General features: G+C 38.2%; 17 protein-coding genes. 14 read left to right on the top strand and 3 right to left on the bottom strand.

Annotated elements, in window-relative coordinates:
• The first annotated feature begins 7 nt into the window (after window positions 1-7).
• The 7 genes from CIB29_RS07935 to CIB29_RS07905 all read left to right on the top strand — a co-directional run bounded on the left by CIB29_RS07935 (window position 8) and on the right by CIB29_RS07905 (window position 7740).
• Window positions 8-256, top strand: coding sequence for a EutN/CcmL family microcompartment protein (locus CIB29_RS07935; RefSeq protein WP_094548519.1), 249 nt, complete (start codon window positions 8-10; stop codon window positions 254-256).
• An 81-nt stretch (window positions 257-337) separates the two neighbouring features.
• On the top strand, window positions 338-1669 hold the full coding sequence (locus CIB29_RS07930; RefSeq protein ID WP_094548517.1) for a 4Fe-4S dicluster domain-containing protein: 1332 nt from the start codon (window positions 338-340) through the stop codon (window positions 1667-1669).
• Window positions 1670-1759: 90 nt separating this feature from the next.
• Complete coding sequence (locus CIB29_RS07925) at window positions 1760-2308, top strand: BMC domain-containing protein (protein ID WP_094548515.1); 549 nt, start codon at window positions 1760-1762, stop codon at window positions 2306-2308.
• 39 nt (window positions 2309-2347) lie between these two features.
• On the top strand, window positions 2348-3175 hold the full coding sequence (locus CIB29_RS07920; protein ID WP_094548513.1) for a DeoR/GlpR family DNA-binding transcription regulator: 828 nt from the start codon (window positions 2348-2350) through the stop codon (window positions 3173-3175).
• 184 nt (window positions 3176-3359) lie between these two features.
• Window positions 3360-4370, top strand: coding sequence for a LacI family DNA-binding transcriptional regulator (locus tag CIB29_RS07915; protein WP_094548511.1), 1011 nt, complete (start codon window positions 3360-3362; stop codon window positions 4368-4370).
• Between the two features lie 54 nt (window positions 4371-4424).
• On the top strand, window positions 4425-6245 hold the full coding sequence (locus CIB29_RS07910) for an L-fucose isomerase (RefSeq protein WP_094548509.1): 1821 nt from the start codon (window positions 4425-4427) through the stop codon (window positions 6243-6245).
• A 16-nt stretch (window positions 6246-6261) separates the two neighbouring features.
• A complete protein-coding gene (locus CIB29_RS07905; RefSeq protein ID WP_094548507.1) occupies window positions 6262-7740 on the top strand; it encodes a rhamnulokinase in 1479 nt (492 codons plus the stop codon).
• Between the two features lie 64 nt (window positions 7741-7804).
• Here the strand turns inward: CIB29_RS07905 and CIB29_RS07900 are convergent, their stop codons facing one another.
• Entirely contained in the window at window positions 7805-9319 is a 1515-nt protein-coding gene (locus CIB29_RS07900) for a response regulator (RefSeq protein ID WP_094548505.1), read from the bottom strand.
• Window positions 9316-11055, bottom strand: a complete 1740-nt coding sequence (locus CIB29_RS07895; protein ID WP_094548503.1) for a cache domain-containing sensor histidine kinase — start codon at window positions 11053-11055, stop codon at window positions 9316-9318. Before CIB29_RS07895 ends, CIB29_RS07900 begins: the two co-directional genes overlap by 4 nt.
• Before the next feature lie 425 nt (window positions 11056-11480).
• Here CIB29_RS07895 and CIB29_RS07890 point away from each other — a divergent pair, with 425 nt between their 5' ends.
• The 5 genes from CIB29_RS07890 (at window position 11481) to CIB29_RS07870 (ending at window position 18511) form a co-directional block, all read left to right on the top strand.
• Entirely contained in the window at window positions 11481-12821 is a 1341-nt protein-coding gene (locus tag CIB29_RS07890) for an ABC transporter substrate-binding protein (protein ID WP_094548501.1), read from the top strand.
• Window positions 12822-13116: 295 nt separating this feature from the next.
• Window positions 13117-14064, top strand: a complete 948-nt coding sequence (locus CIB29_RS07885) for a carbohydrate ABC transporter permease (protein WP_094548499.1) — start codon at window positions 13117-13119, stop codon at window positions 14062-14064.
• A 19-nt stretch (window positions 14065-14083) separates the two neighbouring features.
• Entirely contained in the window at window positions 14084-14911 is an 828-nt protein-coding gene (locus CIB29_RS07880; protein WP_242965108.1) for a carbohydrate ABC transporter permease, read from the top strand.
• A 42-nt stretch (window positions 14912-14953) separates the two neighbouring features.
• On the top strand, window positions 14954-16240 hold the full coding sequence (locus CIB29_RS07875; protein ID WP_094548497.1) for an ABC transporter substrate-binding protein: 1287 nt from the start codon (window positions 14954-14956) through the stop codon (window positions 16238-16240).
• A gap of 81 nt (window positions 16241-16321) precedes the next feature.
• On the top strand, window positions 16322-18511 hold the full coding sequence (locus CIB29_RS07870; RefSeq protein ID WP_094548495.1) for an alpha-galactosidase: 2190 nt from the start codon (window positions 16322-16324) through the stop codon (window positions 18509-18511).
• An 85-nt stretch (window positions 18512-18596) separates the two neighbouring features.
• On the opposite strand, the gene CIB29_RS07865 is transcribed toward CIB29_RS07870, so the two are convergent.
• Window positions 18597-19133, bottom strand: a complete 537-nt coding sequence (locus tag CIB29_RS07865) for a redoxin domain-containing protein (protein WP_094548493.1) — start codon at window positions 19131-19133, stop codon at window positions 18597-18599.
• A gap of 321 nt (window positions 19134-19454) precedes the next feature.
• On the opposite strand from CIB29_RS07865, the gene CIB29_RS07860 reads away from it, so the two are divergent.
• Together CIB29_RS07860 and CIB29_RS07855 are read left to right on the top strand one after the other, a co-directional pair.
• A complete protein-coding gene (locus CIB29_RS07860; protein ID WP_198543804.1) occupies window positions 19455-21284 on the top strand; it encodes a cache domain-containing sensor histidine kinase in 1830 nt (609 codons plus the stop codon).
• Window positions 21265-22887, top strand: coding sequence for a response regulator transcription factor (locus tag CIB29_RS07855; protein WP_198543803.1), 1623 nt, complete (start codon window positions 21265-21267; stop codon window positions 22885-22887). Before CIB29_RS07860 ends, CIB29_RS07855 begins: the two co-directional genes overlap by 20 nt.
• The last annotated feature ends 54 nt before the right edge of the window (window positions 22888-22941 follow it).

The following is a 22941-nucleotide window of genomic DNA, read 5'->3' as shown; positions in this document are numbered from 1 at the left end:
TGTAAACATGATACTTGGTAAAGTAATAGGTACGGTTGTCAGTACCAGAAAAAACGAATTACTTATCGGCTCTAAGTTTATGCTGGTCCAATATATTGAGAATAACGAGTTGGTTGAAAAATATATTGTTGCAGTAGATAGTGCAGGCGCAGGAATAGGAGAAACTGTCCTTGTCGCTACAGGCAGTGCAGCCAGATTGGCATTAGATAAAAAGGATGCTCCGGTAGATGCAACGATAGTGGGAATTGTGGATTAGTTAACAATTAAGAATTGTTAAGGATTTATTGCTATGTTTTTTATAGGTTAATTTTAAATATGGTGGATTTTGGTGATGTAAATGAATATAAACGAGTTGCAACAAATCATATATAATGCAGGAATTGTAGGTGCGGGAGGGGCTGGGTTTCCTACACACAAAAAAATAAGTGAAAAGGTGGAAACAATTATTGTAAATGCGGTAGAATGTGAGCCGCTGCTAAAAGTAGACCGCCATCTTGTTGTTGAATATTTAAATGAAGCTGTCCAAGCTTTAAAAATACTAATAGATGCACTAAATGCCGGCAAAGCTTACATTGCTTTGAAGTCAAAGAATATCAAGTATCTGAAGAATATAGATGAATTGAGTTTGAAAACAAGTAAGGTCGAGATAAAAGAAATACCGGATATATACCCTGCCGGGGATGAAGTGGTCTTAACTTATGAGGTGACAGGAAAAATTGTTCCCGAAGGAAATATTCCTTTATCGGTAGGGGTAATGGTAATAAATATCGAGACTTTATTTAATATATACAAGGCTTTAAATGGCAGTCCTGTAACATACAAATATGTTACTGTTACCGGAGAAGTGGATGAGCCTGTTACTCTTTGTGTTCCTGTGGGGACACCTGTAAAAAAACTATTGGCCTTTGCAGGATTTTATGATACTATTGGATATACAGTGGTTATGGGTGGACCGCTTATGGGATCCATTTGTGATCCCCAAAAGGAAGTAGTTACCAAGACTACCAAAGGGATTATCGTATTACCGGCTAATCATCCACTTATTCAAAAGAAAAAAATTAAGGCAAGCGTGGCTTATAAAAGAGCATCTTCGGCATGCTGTCAATGCAGGATGTGTACAGATATGTGCCCTCGCTATCTTTTAGGTTATTCAATAGAGGTGCATAAAACTGTAAGGTCAGTTGCAAATGAAATAACTACCGATGCAGCACCCTATTTGCAATCACATTTGTGTTCAGCCTGCGGTGTATGCGACTATATCGCCTGTACCCAGGATATAATCCCTAGAACAATATGTTCAGAAGTTAAAAATCAGATGATTAAGAATAATTTGAGATATACTAATGGTAAAGCTCCTCAAAAGGTGCGTAATGAAAGACAATATCGGTTGCTTCCTTCACAAAGGATTATTGAAAGATGCGGACTAAAAAAATATGATATAGAATCAAAGACTGTTGAGATGCCGCTGGTGGTCCCAGAAGTCCGTATACCTCTAAAACAACATATAGGTAAACCAGCTACCCCGGTTGTAAAGGTGGGCGAACAGGTAAAGCAGGGACAACTGATAGCGCAGGTTGCATACGAAGATTTGGGTGCTAATATACACTCAAGCATTAATGGAATGGTTTATGAGATAAATGATAAAGAGATAATAATAATTAAGAATTGAGAATTGTATGTAAGGCGGGGATGTATATTTTTTAGGTGATGAATATTATAGAAAATTATAATTCTCAATTCATTATGACGGGTGGTTTTAATGAGAAATTCAATAGGATTAGTAGAATTCAAAAGTATATCAAAAGGTATAGAAACTGCTGACGGCATGATGAAGAGCGCAGGAATCGAACTGCTCCAGGCTACTCCGTTTTGTCCTGGAAAGTATGTTGTCCTCATAGGAGGAGAACTATCAGCGGTCAACAGTGCTGTAGACTATGCAAAGCAGGTAGTTGCAGATAATATTATAGACAGTTTTGTAATTGGCAATGTGAGTCAGCAAGTTTTCCCTGCCCTGACAGCTACCACCGAAATTAGAAATAAAAATGCATTAGGTATCATTGAAACATTTACAGTAGCTTCAGCAATAGAAGGGGCAGACCTGGCAGTAAAAGCAGCTGTAGTAGACCTGATAGAAATTCGACTTGCAAGGGGCATGGGAGGAAAATGCATTGCACTTATGACAGGAGGCGTGGCAGATGTTACAGCAGCAGTAGAAGCAGGAGCTAAGAAAGTGGAAGAACAAGGACTACTTGTGAATAAAATAGTAATTGCAAATCCCCATAAAGATTTATGGGAAAAAATTATCTAACCAGGAGATGGAAAGGCGGATTTATAGGGGGAGTTCAAAATGAAAATTCTCCGAACTCCGGACTCCAAACTCCGAACTATTATAGGATGGAGTGACGGTATGCTAGCTGTAGAAAGAAGAAAAAAAATAATAGAATTAATTCATCAAAAAAAGAGTGTATTAGTACCGGAGCTCAGTAAATTGTTTGCGGTTACCGAAGAAACCATACGGCGCGACCTTGAAAAATTGGAACAGCAGGGTGTACTGGTTAGGACCTATGGCGGGGCTACACTGCCTGATGAATCTGTCAATGAGATACCGGTAGAAGAAAGGCAGACCATTAACTATGAGGGAAAAGATATTATTGGAAGAACAGCCGCTAAGCTCATCAAGGAAGGTGAAACCATCTTTTTAGATGCAAGTACTTCATCACTTCATGTGGCACGGCATATAAAAGACCGTAAAGGAATTACTGTCATAACCAATGCAGAAAAGGTTGTAGCGGAATTATCTAAAAGTGATGGAATTAATGTTATCTGCATCGGCGGGGTGTTAAGAAAAAACAGCTTATCCTATGTGGGCAGAGTAGCTGAAAATACCATATTAAATAATTATTATGCCAATAAGACTTTCCTTTCCTGCCGGGGTGTAACGCTAAATAGGGGCTTAACTGACTCCAATGAACAGGAAGCAGAAATAAAAAAGGCAATGATGGAATGTTCAGACAGTGTAGTCTTTCTATGCGACCATAGCAAATTTGGCAAGCTGGGCTTTCCCATACTGGCATCCTTGGATGAGATAGATTATTTTGTCACGGATGTTGAAATGGATAAAGAATGGCAGGATGAGTTAAAGAAGAAGAAAGTAGAAATTATCATGGCATCGTAGGAAAACAAAGACAAGGGGACGGTTTTTCTGTCCTTCTTGCCTTTCCCCTTGTCTTTGCTAAAAATTGCTACTTGTAAATTGCGAACTTTTTTTAGTAGAAAGAAGGAATTTTTTAATTTATGTAGAATATATTTATTATAGCGTGTAATCGTATGCATAGATAGGATGGTTAGGAGTAGAATACATGGCAGTTACTGTAAAAGATGTTGCAAAACTTGCCGGAGTATCCACAGCAACAGTATCAAGAGTGATAAATGACGATCCCAGAATAAGTGAAGAGACAAAAGCAAAGGTGCTTGACTGCATAAAAAAACTGGATTACAAAATTAACAGCATTGCACGAAGCTTAAAAACTAATAAAAGCTATACTGTAGGTTTCATTTGCCCCGAGATTCCTAATGACTTTTTCATGACCATTGCCAAAGGGGTGGAAGATGAACTTCGAAAGCAAGGCTACAGTGTCATTATTTGTAACTCTAATGAGAGTGTTGAAGAAGAGGAGGAACGCATAAAGCTTCTGTGTGAAAAATGCGTTGACGGTATTATTATCATTCCTGCATCCAATGAGGGGAAACACTTTAATCAATTAAAGGATTTAAAGATCCCTGTGGTACTGGTAGACCGCCTGGTAGAAGATTTTGTAGCTGATGCGGTACTTGTTGACAACATCAATGGTTGTTATGGTGCTATAGAATACCTGATTAATCAGGGTCAGAGAAGGATCGGCTTCATTGGTGGTGATATGAGGCTTACTTCAGCAAAAGAGAGATATGATGGTTACAGAAGAGCTTTAAAAGATTACTGTATACCTTTAGAGGAAGAGATTATCAAGTTTGGCGACTTCCACATACAAAGCGGATATGAGTTAATGAAGGAGCTGACAGAGATCGAAAATCCGCCACATAATGTATTTATTTCAAACTATTTCATGCATATAGGTGCTACCAAATATCTGATAGAAAATAGGGGAAAATTAAAGCAGCCGGTATCTATTACCAGTTTTGACGACCTTGAGCTAACTTCTATCCTGGGGTTTTCTAACATTATTATTGCGCAGCCTATGATGGAAATTGGGAGTAAGGCAGCCGGATTATTAATGGACAGAATTAACCAGGAGGAAATACCTTTTCCCCAGATTATAAGATTGAAGACAAAATTAATTATTAATGAACAACTAAATAACACTCTAATGTAATCGAGTGCATAAAGTATAAAACATATTTTTAATACATTAAGGGAGGATAAAACTATGGCGAACATTAAAGATTTAAAAGTGAATGAACCACAAAACAGGTTGCGCGGATCTCTTCCTAAAATAGGTATCCGTCCTACCATTGATGGACGAAGAAGAGGGGTAAGGGAATCGCTTGAAGAACAGACCATGAACATGGCAAAAGCCGCTGCAAAATTTCTTGAAGAAAACCTAAGACATTCAAATGGTATGCCGGTAGAGTGTGTAATCGCCGATACCTGTATCGGCGGTGTTGCTGAAGCTGCACAATGCGCTGAGAAATTTGCCAGAGAGGGAGTTGGTGTATCTATCACTGTAACTCCATGCTGGTGTTACGGTACTGAAACGATTGATATGGACCCTATGATTCCAAAAGCAATCTGGGGATTTAACGGTACTGAGCGTCCTGGTGCCGTTTATCTTGCAGCAGCGCTTGCAGGACATAACCAGAAAGGACTGCCTGCGTTTAGCATCTACGGAAAGGACGTTCAGGATGCCGGGGATACTACTATACCGGAAGATGTAAAAGCAAAGCTCCTTCAATTTGCTAAGGCCGGTTTAGCTGTAGCGACCATGCGTGGCAAATCCTATTTATCCATGGGGTCAGTTTCTATGGGTATTGCCGGGTCTATTGTCAATGAAGAGTTCTTTCAGAACTATCTCGGTATGAGAAATGAATACGTTGACATGTCTGAATTTGTTAGAAGAATGGATGAAGAAATTTATGACAAAGAAGAATTTGAAAAAGCATTGAAATGGGTAAAGGAAAATTGCAAAGAAGGTCCCGATGATAATGCTCCTGAACTTCAGACTTCCAGAGAAAAAAAGGATAAGGATTGGGAAACCGTTATAAAAATGACAATGATCGCAAGAGACCTTATGGTTGGTAATCCAAAACTTGCAGAACTTGGTTTTGGAGAAGAAGCATTGGGCCATAATGCAATTGCTGCTGGCTTCCAGGGACAGAGACAGTGGACCGACCATTTTCCAAATGGTGACTTTATGGAAGCAATCCTTAATTCATCCTTTGACTGGAACGGTATCAGAGAACCTTTCATTGTTGCGACGGAAAATGACAGCTTAAATGGTGTTGCTATGCTGTTTGGACACTTATTAACCAATACAGCCCAGGTATTTGCTGATGTTAGAACTTACTGGAGTCCGGAAGCAGTAAAACGGGTTACAGGTTATGAATTAACCGGTTTGGCAGCAAATGGGCTTATTCACCTTATCAACTCCGGTCCTGCTGCGTTGGATGGATGTGGAGAACAATCCATCGACGGGAAACCGGCTATGAAGCCTTTCTGGGAAATTACTCCTGAAGAAGCCGGCAAATGCCTTGATGCTACATTATGGAGACCGGCCGATATGGGATATTTCAGGGGTGGTGGTTACTCATCCGATTTTCTGACAAAAGGCGGAATGCCTGTAACCATGTCAAGAATTAATATTATTAAGGGAATTGGTCCTGTACTTCAAATTGCTGAAGGATATACGGTAGAGTTACCGGAAGAAGTTCATGATATCCTGGATAAACGTACTAATCCAACATGGCCAACCACATGGTTTGCGCCAATCTTAACTGGTGAAGGTGCATTCAAGGATGTTTACTCTGTAATGGCAAACTGGGGTGCAAATCACGGTGCATTCAGCTATGGACATATTGGAGGAGATTTAATTACCCTTGCATCCATGCTGAGAATTCCGGTATGCATGCATAACGTATCTGAGGATAGAATTTACAGACCAAGCGCATGGGCTGCTTTTGGTACAAAAGACTTAGAAGGTGCTGATTATAGGGCTTGCGCTAACTTTGGACCATTATACGGTAAGAGATAAAGATAGGGAGGGCACAATGAAAAAACCATTAAAAATGCTGGCATTTGATTTTGGGGCAAGCAGTGGTAGGGCAATTCTGGGTACTTTTGACGGAGAAAAGTTAACTACTGAAGAAATGCATAGATTTTCCAATGATCCGGTAAATATTAGAGGCAGCCTTTACTGGGATACATTGAGGCTGTTTTATGAAATCAAGCAGGGAATATTAAAATGCGTGAACAGCGGACATAAAGACATCGCTTCTATGGCCGTTGACACCTGGGGTGTAGATTTTGGTTTACTGGATGAAAAGGGAAATCTTTTAGGAAATCCCTATCACTACAGGGATACCCGGACCGATGGAATGATGGAGGAAGTTTTTAAGATTATTCCCAGGGATGAATTATATTCCAAGACTGGAATACAATTCATGAAATTGAACACTATCTTTCAATTGTTTTCTATGAAATATTACAATTCACCTTTATTGAGAGAAGCAAAGACCTTATTGTTAACGCCCGACTTGTTTAACTATTTCTTAACTGGGGTAAAATCAACGGAATACAGTATTGCAAGTACAACTCAGCTGTTAGATCCGGAAAAAAGGGAATGGTCAGCAGAAATACTGGAACGGCTGGGATTGCCAAAACACTTATTTACCAGTATTGTGCCTTCAGGAACTGTCATAAGTTCATTGTCCAAAGACATTGTACATGAATTAGGTACCGGAGAAATATCAGTTATAGCCACTGCATCCCATGATACTGCATCAGCAGTAGCTTCGGTTCCTGCCATAGATGAAGACTATGTTTATATAAGCTGCGGGACATGGTCATTGATGGGTGTTGAAATTGACCAACCGGTTATTAATAATAAAAGCAGTTTACTATCCTTTACTAATGAAGGCGGTGTAAATAATAAGATAAGATTCCTCAAAAATATTATGGGACTGTGGCTTGTACAGGAATGTAAGAGACAGTGGGACAGGGAGGGAGATAAGACAAGTTTTGCAGAATTGGAAGCAATGGCGAGAGAGGCAAAACCCTTTGTATCTTTTGTAGATCCTGATCATGAATCTTTTATTACCCCAGGAGATATGCCGAATAAAATCAGGGAATTCTGTAAAAATACAAATCAACCGGTTCCGGAAAGTAAAGGCGAGGTAGTACGTTGTATTGCACAAAGCCTTGCCTTAAAGTATAGAAAAACGGTAGAAAGCCTGCAGGATATTCTAGGCAAAGAATTGTCCGTCATTCATATGGTGGGCGGCGGTATAAAAGATACCATGCTGTGCCAGTTTACGGCAAATGCCACAGGGAAAGAAGTAATGGCAGGGCCGGTAGAAGCAACTTCCATAGGAAATCTTATGGTACAGGCAATGGCGCTGGGTGAAGTAAAGACTTTAAGGGAAGTAAGGCAGATTGTAAAGAAATCCTTCCCTACAACGATATATGAACCTCAGGATGTAAATGCATGGAATGAGGCCTATGAAAAGTTTAAGAAAATTGTAGGCTGAGTTTTACAGTATACCATATATATTTATTTTGTAGGGGCGGGCCTATGTGTCCGCCCTATAGTACTTATTCAGCTCTCTTGTTGTTAAAATTTTTTTGGTACTCAGAAGGATAGCAGCCAACAAATTTTACAAATACTTTTGTGAAATGACGAGTGCTATAATATCCAACTTCCTTTGCAACTTGTTTTACCTGCATTTGAGGATTGTCTGTAAGCATTTTTTTTGCATTTAATATACGGACTTCTGTTAAGTAATCTATAAATTTCATACCGGTTTTTTTATGGAACAAGCTGCTTAAGTAGTTTGGCGTAATATTTAATTTTTCTGCAATAGGACCGATGCCAATATCATACATATAGTTCTGGTCTATAAAGGAAATAACCTGGCTTACCAGGTCCGGTTGGCTTATTTTTTCTGTTTTATTTTGAACCAGTAAGTGTTCTCCATACTTATCCAGCGTGTTAATCCATGAATTCATATCTTGGTTTATTTCAAGCTTACAATTCATTGAACAAAATAAAAATCCGGATATAGCTTTTTTGACTTTTGAATTATTGATGCATTTAAAATCTAACATCAGTGATTTCAACTCTTTTAAAACTTTTCCATAATGCAGGTACATGTTTTCATTATAATACTCGCATAAATTAATGAGTAAGGTACTAAGCCTAAGTTTGGCCGGATCCTTTTCGTTTAGAATAAGGTCCTGTATCGTCCATTTTATCCCTATTCCCAGCATTACCCGAAGAGGAGCTAGTTTTTGAATTTGATAAAGTTGTTCATAGAATGATTTATAATGAGAAAACTCATCGGTTTGTAAAACTGTTATGGAAAATTGAGAATCGTTTAATTGATTAACAAGGTGCACAACTTTTTCAAAATAACTGTTAATCAGCTGCTTACATTCATTTTCTTGTATGAAATTCCAGGCACAAACTGTAGCCAGATCTCCGTTGGATAGATTAAATAATGCAATTTTTATATCATTAACCAATAAACTGTCGATAATTGAACGCAGCGCGTAAAAAAATTTCCGCTGGCGTTCTGCTTTGCAATTCTCATTTAAGGAACTGTCTATGCAAAAAACCGCTCCCATAAGTTTTGATTTTAAAATAATATGTTCAGCATCTTTTTCCTGTATAAAATCTATATCGTAGTACAAAGAGATAATATCTCTCTCAAATTTTTTATTCAAGGTTATCTGATATTCTTTATTTTGTTTTATTAATATTTTAAGTGTTTCTTCCAATTCTTCAGGGCTTACCGGTTTTAGCAAATAGTTGGAGGCACCAAGTCTAATGGCTTCCTGAGCATAATCAAACTGTGAAAATCCTGTAAGAATAACCCACTGGGTATGGGGTGAAACGGTTTTCCCAATTTTGATTGCCTCTAACCCATTGAGCTTAGGCATTTTTATATCCACAAAAGCGATATCAGGAGTAAATGTTTCTAACATATTCACAAATTCTTCCCCATTTTTTGCCTCACCGACAATTTCCAATGGTAAATTCATATCCATCAACATGCTTTTAAGACTTATCCTGACCATTTTTTCATCGTCAGCTATCAATATTTTCATCTTTTCACTTCCTTTTCTGGAATTGTAATCACAACGTGTGTCCCCGAACCTATTTGGCTTTCAATTTCAAAGATGGCATCTTGATATGCCATCTTTAACCGCTCCTGGACATTGGAAAGACCTATATTGGGCTTGATATATTGAGAACTTTTATCAAAGCCTGCTCCATCATCCTTTACAGAAATTTTCAATAGGGATTGATCATTTTTTTGCTCTAATCCTGCCCAAATATCTATAAGGCATGTTCGGTCCAGCGGTTCGATGCCATGTATAATGGCATTTTCAACAATTGGCTGTAAAAGCAGCTTTGGAATTTTATAACTTCCTATTTTATCATCAAATTGAATATTTACTTTCATACGGTCGTCAAACCGAAGTTTTTGAAGTCCACAATATCTTTGCAAAAAGAGAAATTCTTCCGCAATCGATGTCCAATCATCATGTTCTAGAATATAGCGAAGCATGCCTGTTAAGGATAAAATCGCTTTTTCCAACATTTTACGGTCGCCTAACCGGTTGAGTCCAATAAATCCGTTCAGGGTATTATATAAAAAATGCGGCTGAATCTGGGCTTGCAGTGCATGATATTCAGCATTGCGCTGGTTGAGTATGGCTCGGTACTCCCGGTCAATGAGTTCATTTAATTTAAATATCATGTTATTTAATGCATTTCCTAATTGTGCTATCTCATCATTCCCCCGTGTCTGGAATTGAATTTTTAAATTTCCCTGTTCAACCTTTTTCATCACTTCTATCATTTTTTTAAAAGGAGTAATGATCCCGTGTGAAAGCCCGGAGAATAGTAAAAATGTAACAAACAAACCGCCTATTGCAAATAAAACGCCAATGGTATACATCCATCTTACCCGTGATGCAATTTCGGAGTAAGAGAGCAGGACAACGATTTTCCAATCAGCAGGTTCAATGTTTTTTGCAACTAATGTATAAGAGTCCTGTTCACCTTTTATAATGGGAGCATTTTTTTGTATCTGACTCCGGATATCAGCTGACAAAGGCTGATTAGAGTATAATAAGCGTCCATTGTGGTCCAGGATGGACACAATGGAATTTACATTGAATTTAATCCTGCTCACCATTTTTCCAAATATCGAAGTATCTGCATCTGCCATGATTACACCCAGCGGTTCGTGTGTGTTGGGGTCTTTAATCAGGCGTGCTACCGAAAAAACTTCAGTTACATTCGGCGGGGAAAAATAGTCCGATGTATGCAATCCGATAAATGCGACCTTCCCGTCTGCTTTCACCGCTTCTCTATACCATTCCTGCCCGGAAACAGGATAATCTTTAATTATCTGTGTGTAGTCGTGTTTCCATGCAGCAAACAACGAATTATCATAGGTGAAAAGAATAAAGCCTAAAATATCTTTTCTGGTATTTTGCAAAAAATTAGGCAAAGTACTATTGAGAGCCCTGTCAGCAATCAGCCGGGCATACTCGTCCGAGTGTTCATATTCCCCCCTGGCTTTCAACTTGACGGCAAATAAAATGTCGTCATTTAAATAAGGCATTATGGTCAATCTTTCCAAATCATCCAGATAAGTTGAGATGTTTTGGGCCATTGCCGTCAGCGTACTGGCTGTCAGTATTTTGGTTTCCCTCTCCATTAAATTTTGATAATAAAAAGGCATGGCGAAGGAAAGCGTTAAAACAGGTATCACAATACTCAGCAGAAAAAGAACAATTAATTTAAAACGTAATGAATAAATAAACCTCATAAAATACTTCACACCCACTGAAATAGAATTCTATATAAGTATTACTAAGTACTTATTTTAGTTCACGGTTCACAGTTCACGGTTCACGGTTCACAGTATTTTCTTGGCTAATTTCTGTGAACTGAGAACTGTGAACCGTGAACTAAATAACAATAATGTAACATACTTAGTGTTATTTATATATATTCCATAATAAACTTTGTTATAATTTCTATACACGTTCAAAATACAAAAGTTAATATAAATTTAATAAGTATTATAACAAGTTAACAGAAAAACGACAAGTGGTGTAAAAATTTTATGCACTTTGTATAGAAATGAGCGCTGCTATTATAGTTTTGTGTCATATGAACATGCCGGAGTCCATGTTATAATTCAAATATAGCTGCAAATAAAATAATAAAAGTCAAGGAGGCAAATTTCAAATGAGGAAAAAAACCAAAAGAATAATTGCAGTATTGATGTGTACACTTTTAATTGTGATGAGTTTGGCAGGATGTGGTAAGAGCAGCAGTGAAAACGCTCAGGACGGGCAAAACCAGGGTGCTGCCGAAACAAAAAACGATTCTGCCCAAAAAGATTCAGGAAAAGTAACAACCATTACCTATGCAATATGGGATAAGAACCAGGAACCCGGCATGAGGGCAATGGCAGACAAATTTGAAGAACTGAACCCTGGTATCAAGGTAAAAGTTGAAGTTACCCCATGGGATCAGTACTGGACAAAGCTTGAGGCGGCAGCAACCGGTGGTGCACTGCCTGACGTATTCTGGATGCATGTCGCACAATTCAAGAAATATGCAGATGCTAAAATGCTGATGCCTCTCAGTGACAAAATAAAATCCAGCTCGGAAGTAAAACTGGAAAACTTCCCCGAAGACCTTGTTAAGACATACGAATACGATGGAGAGTTGTTGGCCATTCCAAAAGATTTCGACACCATCGGCCTCTGGTACAACAAAACAATGTTTGATAATGCCAAAATACCGTATCCGGATGAAACCTGGGATTGGGATAAGCTTTTGGAAGCGGCAAAGAAATTGACCGACCCTGCAAAAGGCATCTACGGATTTGCTGCAACACAGCCTGATAACAACCAGGAAGGCTTCTATAACGCAGTTTATCAGAACGGCGGAGAAGTTATCTCAAAGGATAAGAAAAAATCAGGATATGACAAGCCTGAAACCATAGAAGCAATCAAGTGGTGGACAGATTTAATTCATGTACACAAAGTATCTCCTACACTAGAGCAGTTTGCCGATACCGGAGCAACAGATATGTTCAAATCTGGTAAACTGGCTATGATCCAGATGGGCTCATGGATGGTAACCGACATGAAAAATACCGAATATGTAAGAAAAAATTGTGATGTAACCGTTCTTCCCAAAGGAAAACAGCGGGCAACCATATATAACGGTCTTGGAAATGCCGGTGCTGCAAATACCAAAAATCCGGAAGCAGTATGGAAATTCCTAAGTTTCTTGGCTACAAAGGAGGCAAACCTCATCCAAGCACAGCACGGGTCTGCTATTCCGGCATTTAAGGGCACCCAGCAGCCATGGATAGAGTTTAACAAAGACTTTAACTTGAAGATTTATGTTGACCAGCTTGAGTATGGTGTAATTTACCCCAACTCAAAGACTAGACCGAAGTGGCAGGAAGCAGAAAATGACATACTGAAAAAAGTTTGGACAAAGGAACTGTCTGCTGAAGAAGGCGGCAAACAGCTTGCTCAAAAGATGGACGAATATCTGGCAGAAGAGTAGGAATTTGTCGAAAAGGGGTGTATATTTTTTAGTTGAAGAATAATGTGAAAATAGTTTGAATCCTAAGAGGCGGAATTTAAAGCTTGCGCAAAGAGCCGTAGACAAAGGTGCGCAATTGTGAAACCCGTTCTTTACCTCGAAACTCTGCGGGTGAAACAATGCGCCTTTGTCCGCATGAATAATAATATAAGCTGATGGCAAAACATGGAATACATGTTGCTGCTCACCTAGGCAAAATATATTTTCAACTAAATTAAATGCATCCCATATTTTCAATTTTATGTGAGGTGTAGGTATGGTAAATCAGCAAATCAATACAAGTACGGCAGTTATTCAACAACAGAAAAAAAGCAGTGCCATGATGAAAAAAAAGCTCAACGACTACGCCTGGGCTTATTTTATGGTTTTTCCCACAATGGCGGGACTTATTATCCTGAATATTTGGCCCATTTTCCAGACTATTTATCTCAGTTTCACCAAATATGGCGACTTTGGAAGGACGAAATGGATTGGAATGGGAAATTACGTAAAATTATTTCATGACACAGTTTTCCTCAAGTCAATGTACAACACATTCGTCTATACCATAGGTGTTGTGCCTTTTGGCGTATTTCTTTCTTTGGTGCTGGCAGTCTTGCTAAATGCCAATATAAAGGGAAAGACTATTTACAGGACTATTTACTTTCTTCCTGTGGTTTCTACACCGGCAGCCATTGCCATGGTTTGGAAAATGCTGTTTATTACCGACTACGGATTGTTAAATTACGTATTATCTCTTGTAGGAATAAATAAAATTCAGTGGCTGACAAGTCCTAAATTTGCAATTATTTCTGTTATTATTGTGGGTATTTGGAGCATGGCAGGCTATTATATGGTTATTTTGCTATCAGGACTTCAAGAAATACCAAAAACCTTCTATGAAGCAGCGGATATTGACGGAGCCGGACCTCTCTATAAATTTTTCAGGATTACCATTCCACTTGTATCGCCAACCCTGTTTTTTGTTGTAGTATTGTCCTTGACATCTTCACTGCAGGTATTTGATACCATTTTCATGATGTTTGAAAAGAAAAGTCCTGTGCTGGAAGACGTGCAATCCATGGCATACCTGTTTTACAAGTACGGATTTCAAATGAACGAAAAGGGTTATGCCTCAGCAATTGTAGTGGTGCTTCTTGTAATTATCTTGTTAATTACAGCGATACAGCTAAAGATGCAGAAGAAATGGGTCCATTACCAGTGATGATACAGGAGGTGGTTTTGTGCAAAGAAACGCTAAAATCAATATAGGAATTATTCATACAGTTTTAATCATATTTTCGGTATTGATGGTTACACCCTTTATATGGATGGTGCTTACTTCTATTAAATCTTTTGGTGAAGCTACGGTTATTCCTCCAATAATTTTTCCTAAAGTACCCGTATGGCAAAATTATTCAAAAGCAGTGGCAATATTGCCTTTCGCTGCCTTCTACTACAATACCATTGTAATGATAGGGGTAAGGGTACTGGGAGTGTCCTTGTTTAGTACTATGGCGGCCTATGCTTTTGCCAGGATTCGGTTTCCCGGTAAAAATTTGCTTTTTATATTGGTTTTAATGCAGCTTATGGTACCGGGACAAATATTTATTGTTCCCCAATATATGTTAATGGCAAAGTTGGGCTGGCTAAACACCGTCAAGGCTTTAATCGCACCCGGTATTGTAAGTGCTTTCGGAACTTTTCTTTTAAGGCAGTTTTTTATGGGCATACCCAATGACCTGGAGGAGGCGGCGGTGATCGACGGATGCAACCACTGGCGAATTTACTGGAATGTAATGCTTCCCCTTGCCAAGTCTGGATTAGTTGCTCTTGGAATTTTTACTGCACTATTTGCATGGAAAGACCTTATGTGGCCTTTGATTGTCAATATTTCCATGCAAAAAATGACACTGGCTTCAGGATTGGCTTCCCTTGTGGGCCAGTACTCTACCGATTACCCGGTCCTCATGGCAGGTTCCGTTATTGCCATATGGCCAATGATTTTAGTGTTTGTTATTTTCCAGAAACAATTTGTGCAGGGAATTGCCTTGACAGGGACAAAAGCGTAATGTAATATAAAAAATAAAATAATCCCGGGGGAGTTGATTTCGATGAGAAATCATAAAAAGCTGGCAGTTTTAGGCGCCCTGCTTGTGTCTGGCATAATGCTTACCGGTTGTAATGGCAATGTACAATTAAAACATGTGGAAGAAGCCAAAAAAGATTCGGGAGTAAGAATCAGTATTTATTATCCAAAAGGGATGACTGTAGAAGGTGTTATAGAAGAAATTACCGCGAATTTTAAAAACGAGAATCCCGATATTATAGTAGATTTCAATGCAAGCACGACGGAATATGAAAATATCATGAAAATAAAAATGGCATCCCGCGATATGCCTGACGTATTTGGGACGCACGGATGGGCAGTCAGGCGTTACGGGGCATTTTTAGCCGACTTGAGCCACGAAGAATGGGCGCCGAGGGTTAAAGACTCCATTAGGCCCATTGTAACGGATAAAAACGGAAAATTGTATGTCTTGCCCATGGATGAGGATAGGACAGGCCCAATCTTCAACGTAGAAATTTTGGAAAAATACGGAATAAAAGTACCGGCTACGTTTGACCAATTGATTGCCGCTTGTGAAGCAATCAAAGAAAAAAGCAACGGGACAATTATTCCAATGTATATTGATGGAGGGAATCCCGGCGGGATTGGCAACTTTTATGATTTGTATTCGACTCCTCTTTTAATCAGCCCGGAAAATAATTATGCGCAGGAAATTCTGGATGGTACGTTTGACTGGTCTAAATATGACTTATTATCTGAAAAACTTTTGGAACTTAAAAACAAAGGACTAATTAATAAGGATGTGTTAACGGCGAGAAGTTCCGATGCAATCGCAGCATTTGCGGCAGGCAAAGTTGCATTTGCAGGTGTCAGCAATCCTACCATCATCGGTGAGGCAAAGAAAATCAATCCGGATCTGAAGGCCGGCATCATGCCCATTCCGGCTATGGTGGAAGGAGATGAGCCGACCTTTGTGGGAGGAGAGAGGACAACATTTGGAGTATGGAAAGATTCTCCCAATATAGAAGTTGCCAAAAAATATGTTGCTTTTCTGGCGCGGCCCGAGAATATCAGAAAAGTTGCCGAAGTTAACCGAGTTCCTGCCGGCCTTACGGGTGCAAATGAAGATCTAGGTGAATTAACCCCTTATTATGAGAAATATCGTAATTTACGTATTTTCCCGTATTTTGACCGTGCATATCTTCCCAGCGGCATGTGGGATGTTATGTGCAAAAACGGCCAGGATTTGCTCGCCGGTGCAATCACACCGCAACAATATTCTCAAAATATGAAAAAAGAATTTGACCGGTTGAGAGCGCAAAATAAATAGTCTCAAATAATTGCCTGGGAGGTTGTCCTGGGCAATTATAATATGAAAAAGTAAAATCAATACTTAAAACAGGAGGAGATTATGAGCATTATTTATAATGAGTCGAATAGAATCTTTCATTTACAGGCCAAAGATACAAGTTATGTTTTGCAGGTCTTGGAACGGGGCTATGTTGCTCACCTTTATTGGGGGAAAAAGGTAAAAACATCCAATTTGTCTCATCTATTACAATTTAAAGAGAGGGCTTTTTCTCCTAATCCGTATCCATACGACCTCAGCTTGTCTTTGGATACCCTTCCGCAGGAATATCCGGCATATGGGAATACGGATTTCCGTAGTCCCGCATACCAGATACAACTTGAGAATGGCTCTACAATTTCGGATTTAAGGTACAAATCCCATAAAATTTTAAAAGGCAAACCGCAATTAAAGGGTCTTCCGGCTACTTATATTGAAAGTGAGGATGAAGCGGAAACATTGCAGTTGGAATTGGTTGATACGGTAACCGGCCTGGAGGTGATACTATCCTATACAGTTTATGAACAATTTAATGCAATTACCAGATCAGTACTTTTTATGAACAAAGGAAACCAACCATTAAAAATCCTTCGTGCTTTAAGCATGAGTGTTGATTTTTCAGATGCGAATTTTGATTTCATGCAGCTTTCAGGAGCATGGGCCAGGGAAAGGCATATTAAAAGGCGTCCACTGGTATCGGGCAGCCAATCGGTTGAAAGCCGCAGGGGGACCAGCAGTCATCAACAAAATCCTTTTATAGCACTTTTACGCAGAGATACCAATGAGGACTATGGAGAGGCTTATGGTTTCAATCTGGTCTATAGCGGGAATTTTCTTGCTCAGGCTGAAGTTGACCAGTATGATAATACGCGTGTTTCAATAGGTATTAATCCGTTTGATTTTACATGGATACTGGGACCGGGTGAAGAATTTCAGACACCGGAAGTTGTACTTGTTTATTCGGACAGCGGTATAGGAAAGATGTCCAGGACCTATCATAAACTATACAGGACCAGGCTCTGCCGTGGACAATACAGGGACAGGGTAAGACCTATCCTTATCAATAACTGGGAAGCGACATATTTTGATTTTAATGCCGAAAAAATTGAAAGTATCGCAAAGAGTGCAAAGGAATTGGGCATAGAACTTTTTGTTCTGGATGATGGATGGTTTGGTAAAAGGGATCGTGATAACTGTTCATTGGGCGATTGGTTTGTTAACAGGAAAAAGTTCCCGGAGGGATTGGAAGATATCGTAAAAAAGGTAAATGATATGGGGATGCAGTTTGGCTTGTGGTTTGAACCAGAGATGATTTCAGCAGATAGTGATTTGTATCGGGCACATCCGGATTGGTGCCTGCATGTCCCCAATAGGCCCTGTTCCGAAGGAAGGAACCAATTGGTCCTGGACCTGTCGCGTAAGGAAGTATGCGACGCCATCATCAAAATGGTTTCCGATATTCTTTCGAGTGCCCCGATTACTTATGTAAAATGGGATATGAACCGGCATTTGACAGAAATAGGTTCGGCCAGTCTGCCGGCTGAAAAACAGAGGGAAACAGCCCACAGATATGTCTTGGGGCTTTACAGGATTATGGACGAGATTACCAGGGCCTTTCCACACATCTTATTTGAAAGTTGCTCCGGCGGAGGAGGAAGGTTTGATCCCGGCATCTTATATTATATGCCGCAGACGTGGACCAGCGATAATACTGATGCGGTATCCAGGCTGTATATCCAGTATGGTACCAGTATCGTTTACCCTGTTAGTACCATGGGTGCCCATGTTTCCGCTGTTCCCAACCATCAGGTGCACCGTAATACTTCTCTGGAGATGCGTGGAAATGTAGCGATGTCAGGAAATTTTGGTTATGAACTTGACCTTACAAAGTTAACCGAAGAAGAAAAAGGAATTGTGAAAAAACAGGTTGCTTACTATAAAGATATCAGACACCTTGTCCAGTTTGGTGAATTTTATCGTCTTATAAGTCCTTTTGAAGGAAATGAAGCGGCATGGATGTTTGTCTCGGAAGATCAAACGGAGGCTTTGGTTGCTTACTTTAATATACTGGCTCAACCAAATCCACCGATGAAAAAGTTACGGTTGAAAGGATTAAATCCTGTTATAAATTACAGGTTAATGGATACCGATAAAATTTATGGTGGAGATGAACTTATGTTTATTGGACTCAATATTCCTGAATTAAAAGGTGATTTTCAAAGTGTTGTATGGAGATTCAAAATTAGTGACTAATACATGATACTACTCATCCTGTACGATACATTTAATAATATTTAATAGGGGCGGATCTGCGTATCCGCCCTATGTTTGTGTATTTTTATAGTGTTTTTTCTCCCGGTTTCCAGTCGACCGGACATAATCCACCAGTCTGGAGTGCATGCAGCACGCGAAGCGTTTCATCTACACTTCTTCCAACATTAAGGTCATGAATCACCGAATACCTTAAAATTCCTTGAGGGTCAATGATAAATAATCCTCTTAAAGCAATTCCTTCTTCTTCAATCAAAACGCCATAGTCTTTTGAAACGGATTTTGTAAGGTCGGATGCAATTGGGAAGTTCAATTTGCCAAGCCCGCCTTTACTTGGATCCAGGTTAATCCATGCCTGATGGGAATACTGGCTGTCAGTACTTACAGCTAATACATCGGCACCGGCATTTTTAAAATCATTGTATCTTTTACTGTATCCGGTAATCTCCGTCGGGCAGACAAAGGTAAAGTCTAATGGATAGAAAAACATTACAAGCCATTTCCCCTTATAGCTTTGCAAGCTTACCTCTCCAAATCCCTGTCCATCTCCCAAAGCGGTTTTCATTGAAAAATCGGGAGCTGCTTTTCCGACTAATCTTTCCATAATTATGCCTCCATTCAGTAATGAAATTTTATTTCGGTATTATTTATACCCAGAGCAAGTATAAATAATCATAAAAGTTAAAAAAGTAAATACCAGTTTACAAGTTTATTGCGCAGCATCATCTAACCCAAAGAAGGTGTTAACGGTGTTTTTAACAGCAGAATAAATTTTATAGTTTTTGAGCCGCTGATATTGAGTTGTTGCAGCAAAACCAAGTACAGAGTATAATAGAAGTGTAAAATTCCTTTGTTTTATATAAATATAAAGGTAACAATCATAAAAGCGCAGTGCTTTTATTCTTAATTTATGGGGTGCAGCAGTATGAAAAAAATACATTTAAGACCCGGATTATCGTTAAAAGACCAACTTTTAATATATTTTATTTTAATCGCTTTTATACCTACCAGTATAATTAGCATCTATTATTATATTACTTCAAAGAGTGCAGTGAAAAAAAGTGTGGGTGATAGCCACTATAAGATTATTTCTCAAATCATGAACAATATTGAGAATCATGTTGAACAAGCCAATCAATTGACAGATTGGATATATGTAGATAAGGATATTATGAAATTACTTAAAAGAAATCCTACAGAAGTAGATAATTATGATCAAGAAAAGAAGCAAGTGATTGAAAGTATAGAAAAACAATTCAAGTATCTTCCGGTTACAAGTTATATTTCTTCATTTTTTATTCTTGGGAATAATTCACTTGACTTAAGAAATGGTCTTGATGCCTACTTGATTGATATAAACGATTTGAAACAGGAGGAGTGGTTTAGAAAAGGAGAACAGGCCAACGGTAAGGTTGTATGGGGTGGTATCTTTAAGAACTATACAAATATTTCGGATAATAAATATGTCATTCTTTTATACCGACAAATTTTAGATATAAATAGTGGCAAGAATCTCGGATGTTCTATTTTGTTTTTTAGGCAGAAATTTTTTGAGGACTGTTATAAAGGAATACCTCTAGAAAATGGAGAAAAATTTTATTTGATTGACGAGGAGGGCAATGTTCTGTTTAGTAATCAGATAAACTTGGTTGCTAGTAATATAAAAAATACTGAAATGTTTGCTAAAATGTTAAAGGATAATTCATATTTTTTTGAAATAGATACTGATGGAAAGAAGAGTCTTATCGTACATAAAATATCTTACAAGACAGGTTGGAGAATTATAGAAGTTGTTCCTATGTTTCAGATTGAAGAGCAGCTAAGAATTGTTGCAAATACAACTATCCTGCTTATTGTGGGCACAATGCTGATAAGTGGATTTCTTTCATTTTACTTGTCCGGTAATTTCACAAGACCAATCCAGATTCTGGTAAGACAGGTCAATGAGATTGCCAAAGGAAATTTTAATTATTCAATCACTTTAAATAGTAGTAATGAAATAAGTGAGTTAGGCAAAAGTATTACCAAGATGGCGACAGATATACAAAATCTTATTCATCAAAGCCTTCGAAAAGAAAAGGAAAAGCGAGAAGTCGAAATAAAAATGCTTCAAAACCAGATAAATCCACACTTTTTGTATAATACGTTAAATTCTATAAAATGGATGGCTGCAATGCAGGGGGCACAAGGAATAAAAAAAATGGTGGGTTGCTTGGGAAGGCTTCTCAAAGCTGTTTTGGGGGATATGAATGAAAAAATTACTCTTAGTGAGGAATTAGATATTCTAGAAGATTATATACATATCCAGAAAATTCGTTACAAAGGCAAGGTTAATTTTGAAAAAAAGTTACAGGACGAGAATTTACAAAGATGTTTAGTGCCAAAATTTATTTTACAGCCAATTGTAGAAAATTCAATATTTCATGGAATTGAACCTAAGAATGGAACCGGTAATATACTGCTATCAGTCCAAAAAGACGGCGGAGATCTTAAGTTGGAAATATGGGACGACGGTGTGGGGATCAGTAAAGAAAAAATAACGTCTATTTTGGAAAAAGACAATGACAGTGGAAGTGGCAGAGGTATTAAAGGTATAGGACTAAGTAATATTCATCAACGTATAAAACTGATGTATGGAGAGCAATATGGTCTGCTTTTCGAGAGTATAGAAGATAAGTATACAAAAGTAACTGTAAGATTGCCAGTAGTATTTTGTGAAAGTGAGGATGACAACATTGAAAATATTGATTGTTGATGATGAAGCAGTTGTACGGGTTGGTCTTAAATCTATGATTAATTGGGAAGAAAATGGATTTGAGCTTATCGGGGAAGCAAGCGACGGCAAAAAGGCATTGGAAATAATTTATGACACCCACCCTGACATTGTCATTACAGATATCAGAATGCCGGTCATGGATGGAATAGAGCTGATGAGGCAGATTATGCTGTTGACCAAAAGTCCCAAGGTAATTGCTTTAAGCAGTTATGATGATTTTCAGCTGGTAAAGGAAGCTATGAAGCTGGGAGCAGAGGACTATATACTTAAGCTGGAAATGGAGCCTGAACATCTGATCAGGATATTGGAAAAAGTACGTGCCAGGATTAAAGAAGAAAATGAAAATGAAGATAAAAAGATGAGTTTTGACCGTCATGTAAGGAAAAACCTGCATGTAATGCGAAGGAACTTTTTAAGAGATATTTTAAGCGGTTTTTATACAGATGAAGAAGAATTAAGGCAATCCATGGAATTCTTGAATATTCAATTAAATGCGCAACATGTTTATTGTATGATGATGAAGATTGGAGAAATGCACCGGTTTGAAGAAGTATCGGATGATGAATTACATGTATTGAATTGTTCAATCATAAACATCACCGAAGAAATCGTGAACGATTCCCTAAATGGATACTGTTTTGAAGGAAAACCCAGTGAGTTCTATATTCTTGTTTCTTCAAAAAATGGTAACGTAGAAATTAGTGAGAAGCTTATTATGACAGTAGCACAGCGGCTAATTGAAATGTTGAAACAGTATTTGGATATAACTGCGGTATTTGGGGTGGGTGAAGGTGAAAGAACAATAAAGGGAATACGCGAGGCCTATTATCAGGCAACAGATGCCGTAAAATACCGGTTTTTCAAGGGAGATAAGGGGATTATTCTATGGAACGATGTAAAGGAATGTGGATTCCAAAAAGACGAAATTTCTATATTGAATATGAAGGAGAGATTGCACAGAGCATTAGCTTTTTATAGTAAAGATGAGATAGAAGAATTATCTGCAAGAATTCTTAAAGATATTTTTACATTGCCTTTAAGTCCGCAGTCTGTTTTTAATGTAATGCTGGAACTTCTTTACATGATATCAGAGTTTTGTGAAACAAACCAACTAAATATTATGGATATAATGAACAGAAGCTACCGTTCTTACCATCAACTTTTATACATAAAAAGTATTAAAGAGGCTAAAGAATGGATCCGTATGGTGATGGAGGATTTGATATGTTATATAAAAAAAGAGGAGGAAATGGACTATCCACGTATTATTGTAAAGGCGAAAAAATATATTGAAGAACACTATAATGAAGATATTTCACTTAAAGAGGTAGCAAATGAGGTCAATTTAAACCCTTCCTATTTTAGCACATTGCTTAAACAGTACATCGGTAAAAGCTATTCGGAATATCTTACTCAAATGAGAATTGAAAAGGCCAAAGTACTGCTACAGACAACTCAATATAAAGTATATGAAGTTGGCTTGAAGGTGGGATATGAGAATACATACTATTTTAATAGAATTTTCAAAAAAATAACCGGAATGAGTCCAGGGGAATTTAAGAATTCAGTAAAAATGCAATAAATCTGGGGATAATACAATAATATTTATAATTTTCATTTACGATTAATTTCAACA

Source organism: Petroclostridium xylanilyticum, assembly GCF_002252565.1.
GTDB lineage: Bacteria > Bacillota > Clostridia > SK-Y3 > SK-Y3 > Petroclostridium > Petroclostridium xylanilyticum.
The sequence above is the reverse complement of the archived record's forward strand: the minus strand, read 5'-3'. Positions and strand labels throughout refer to the sequence as shown.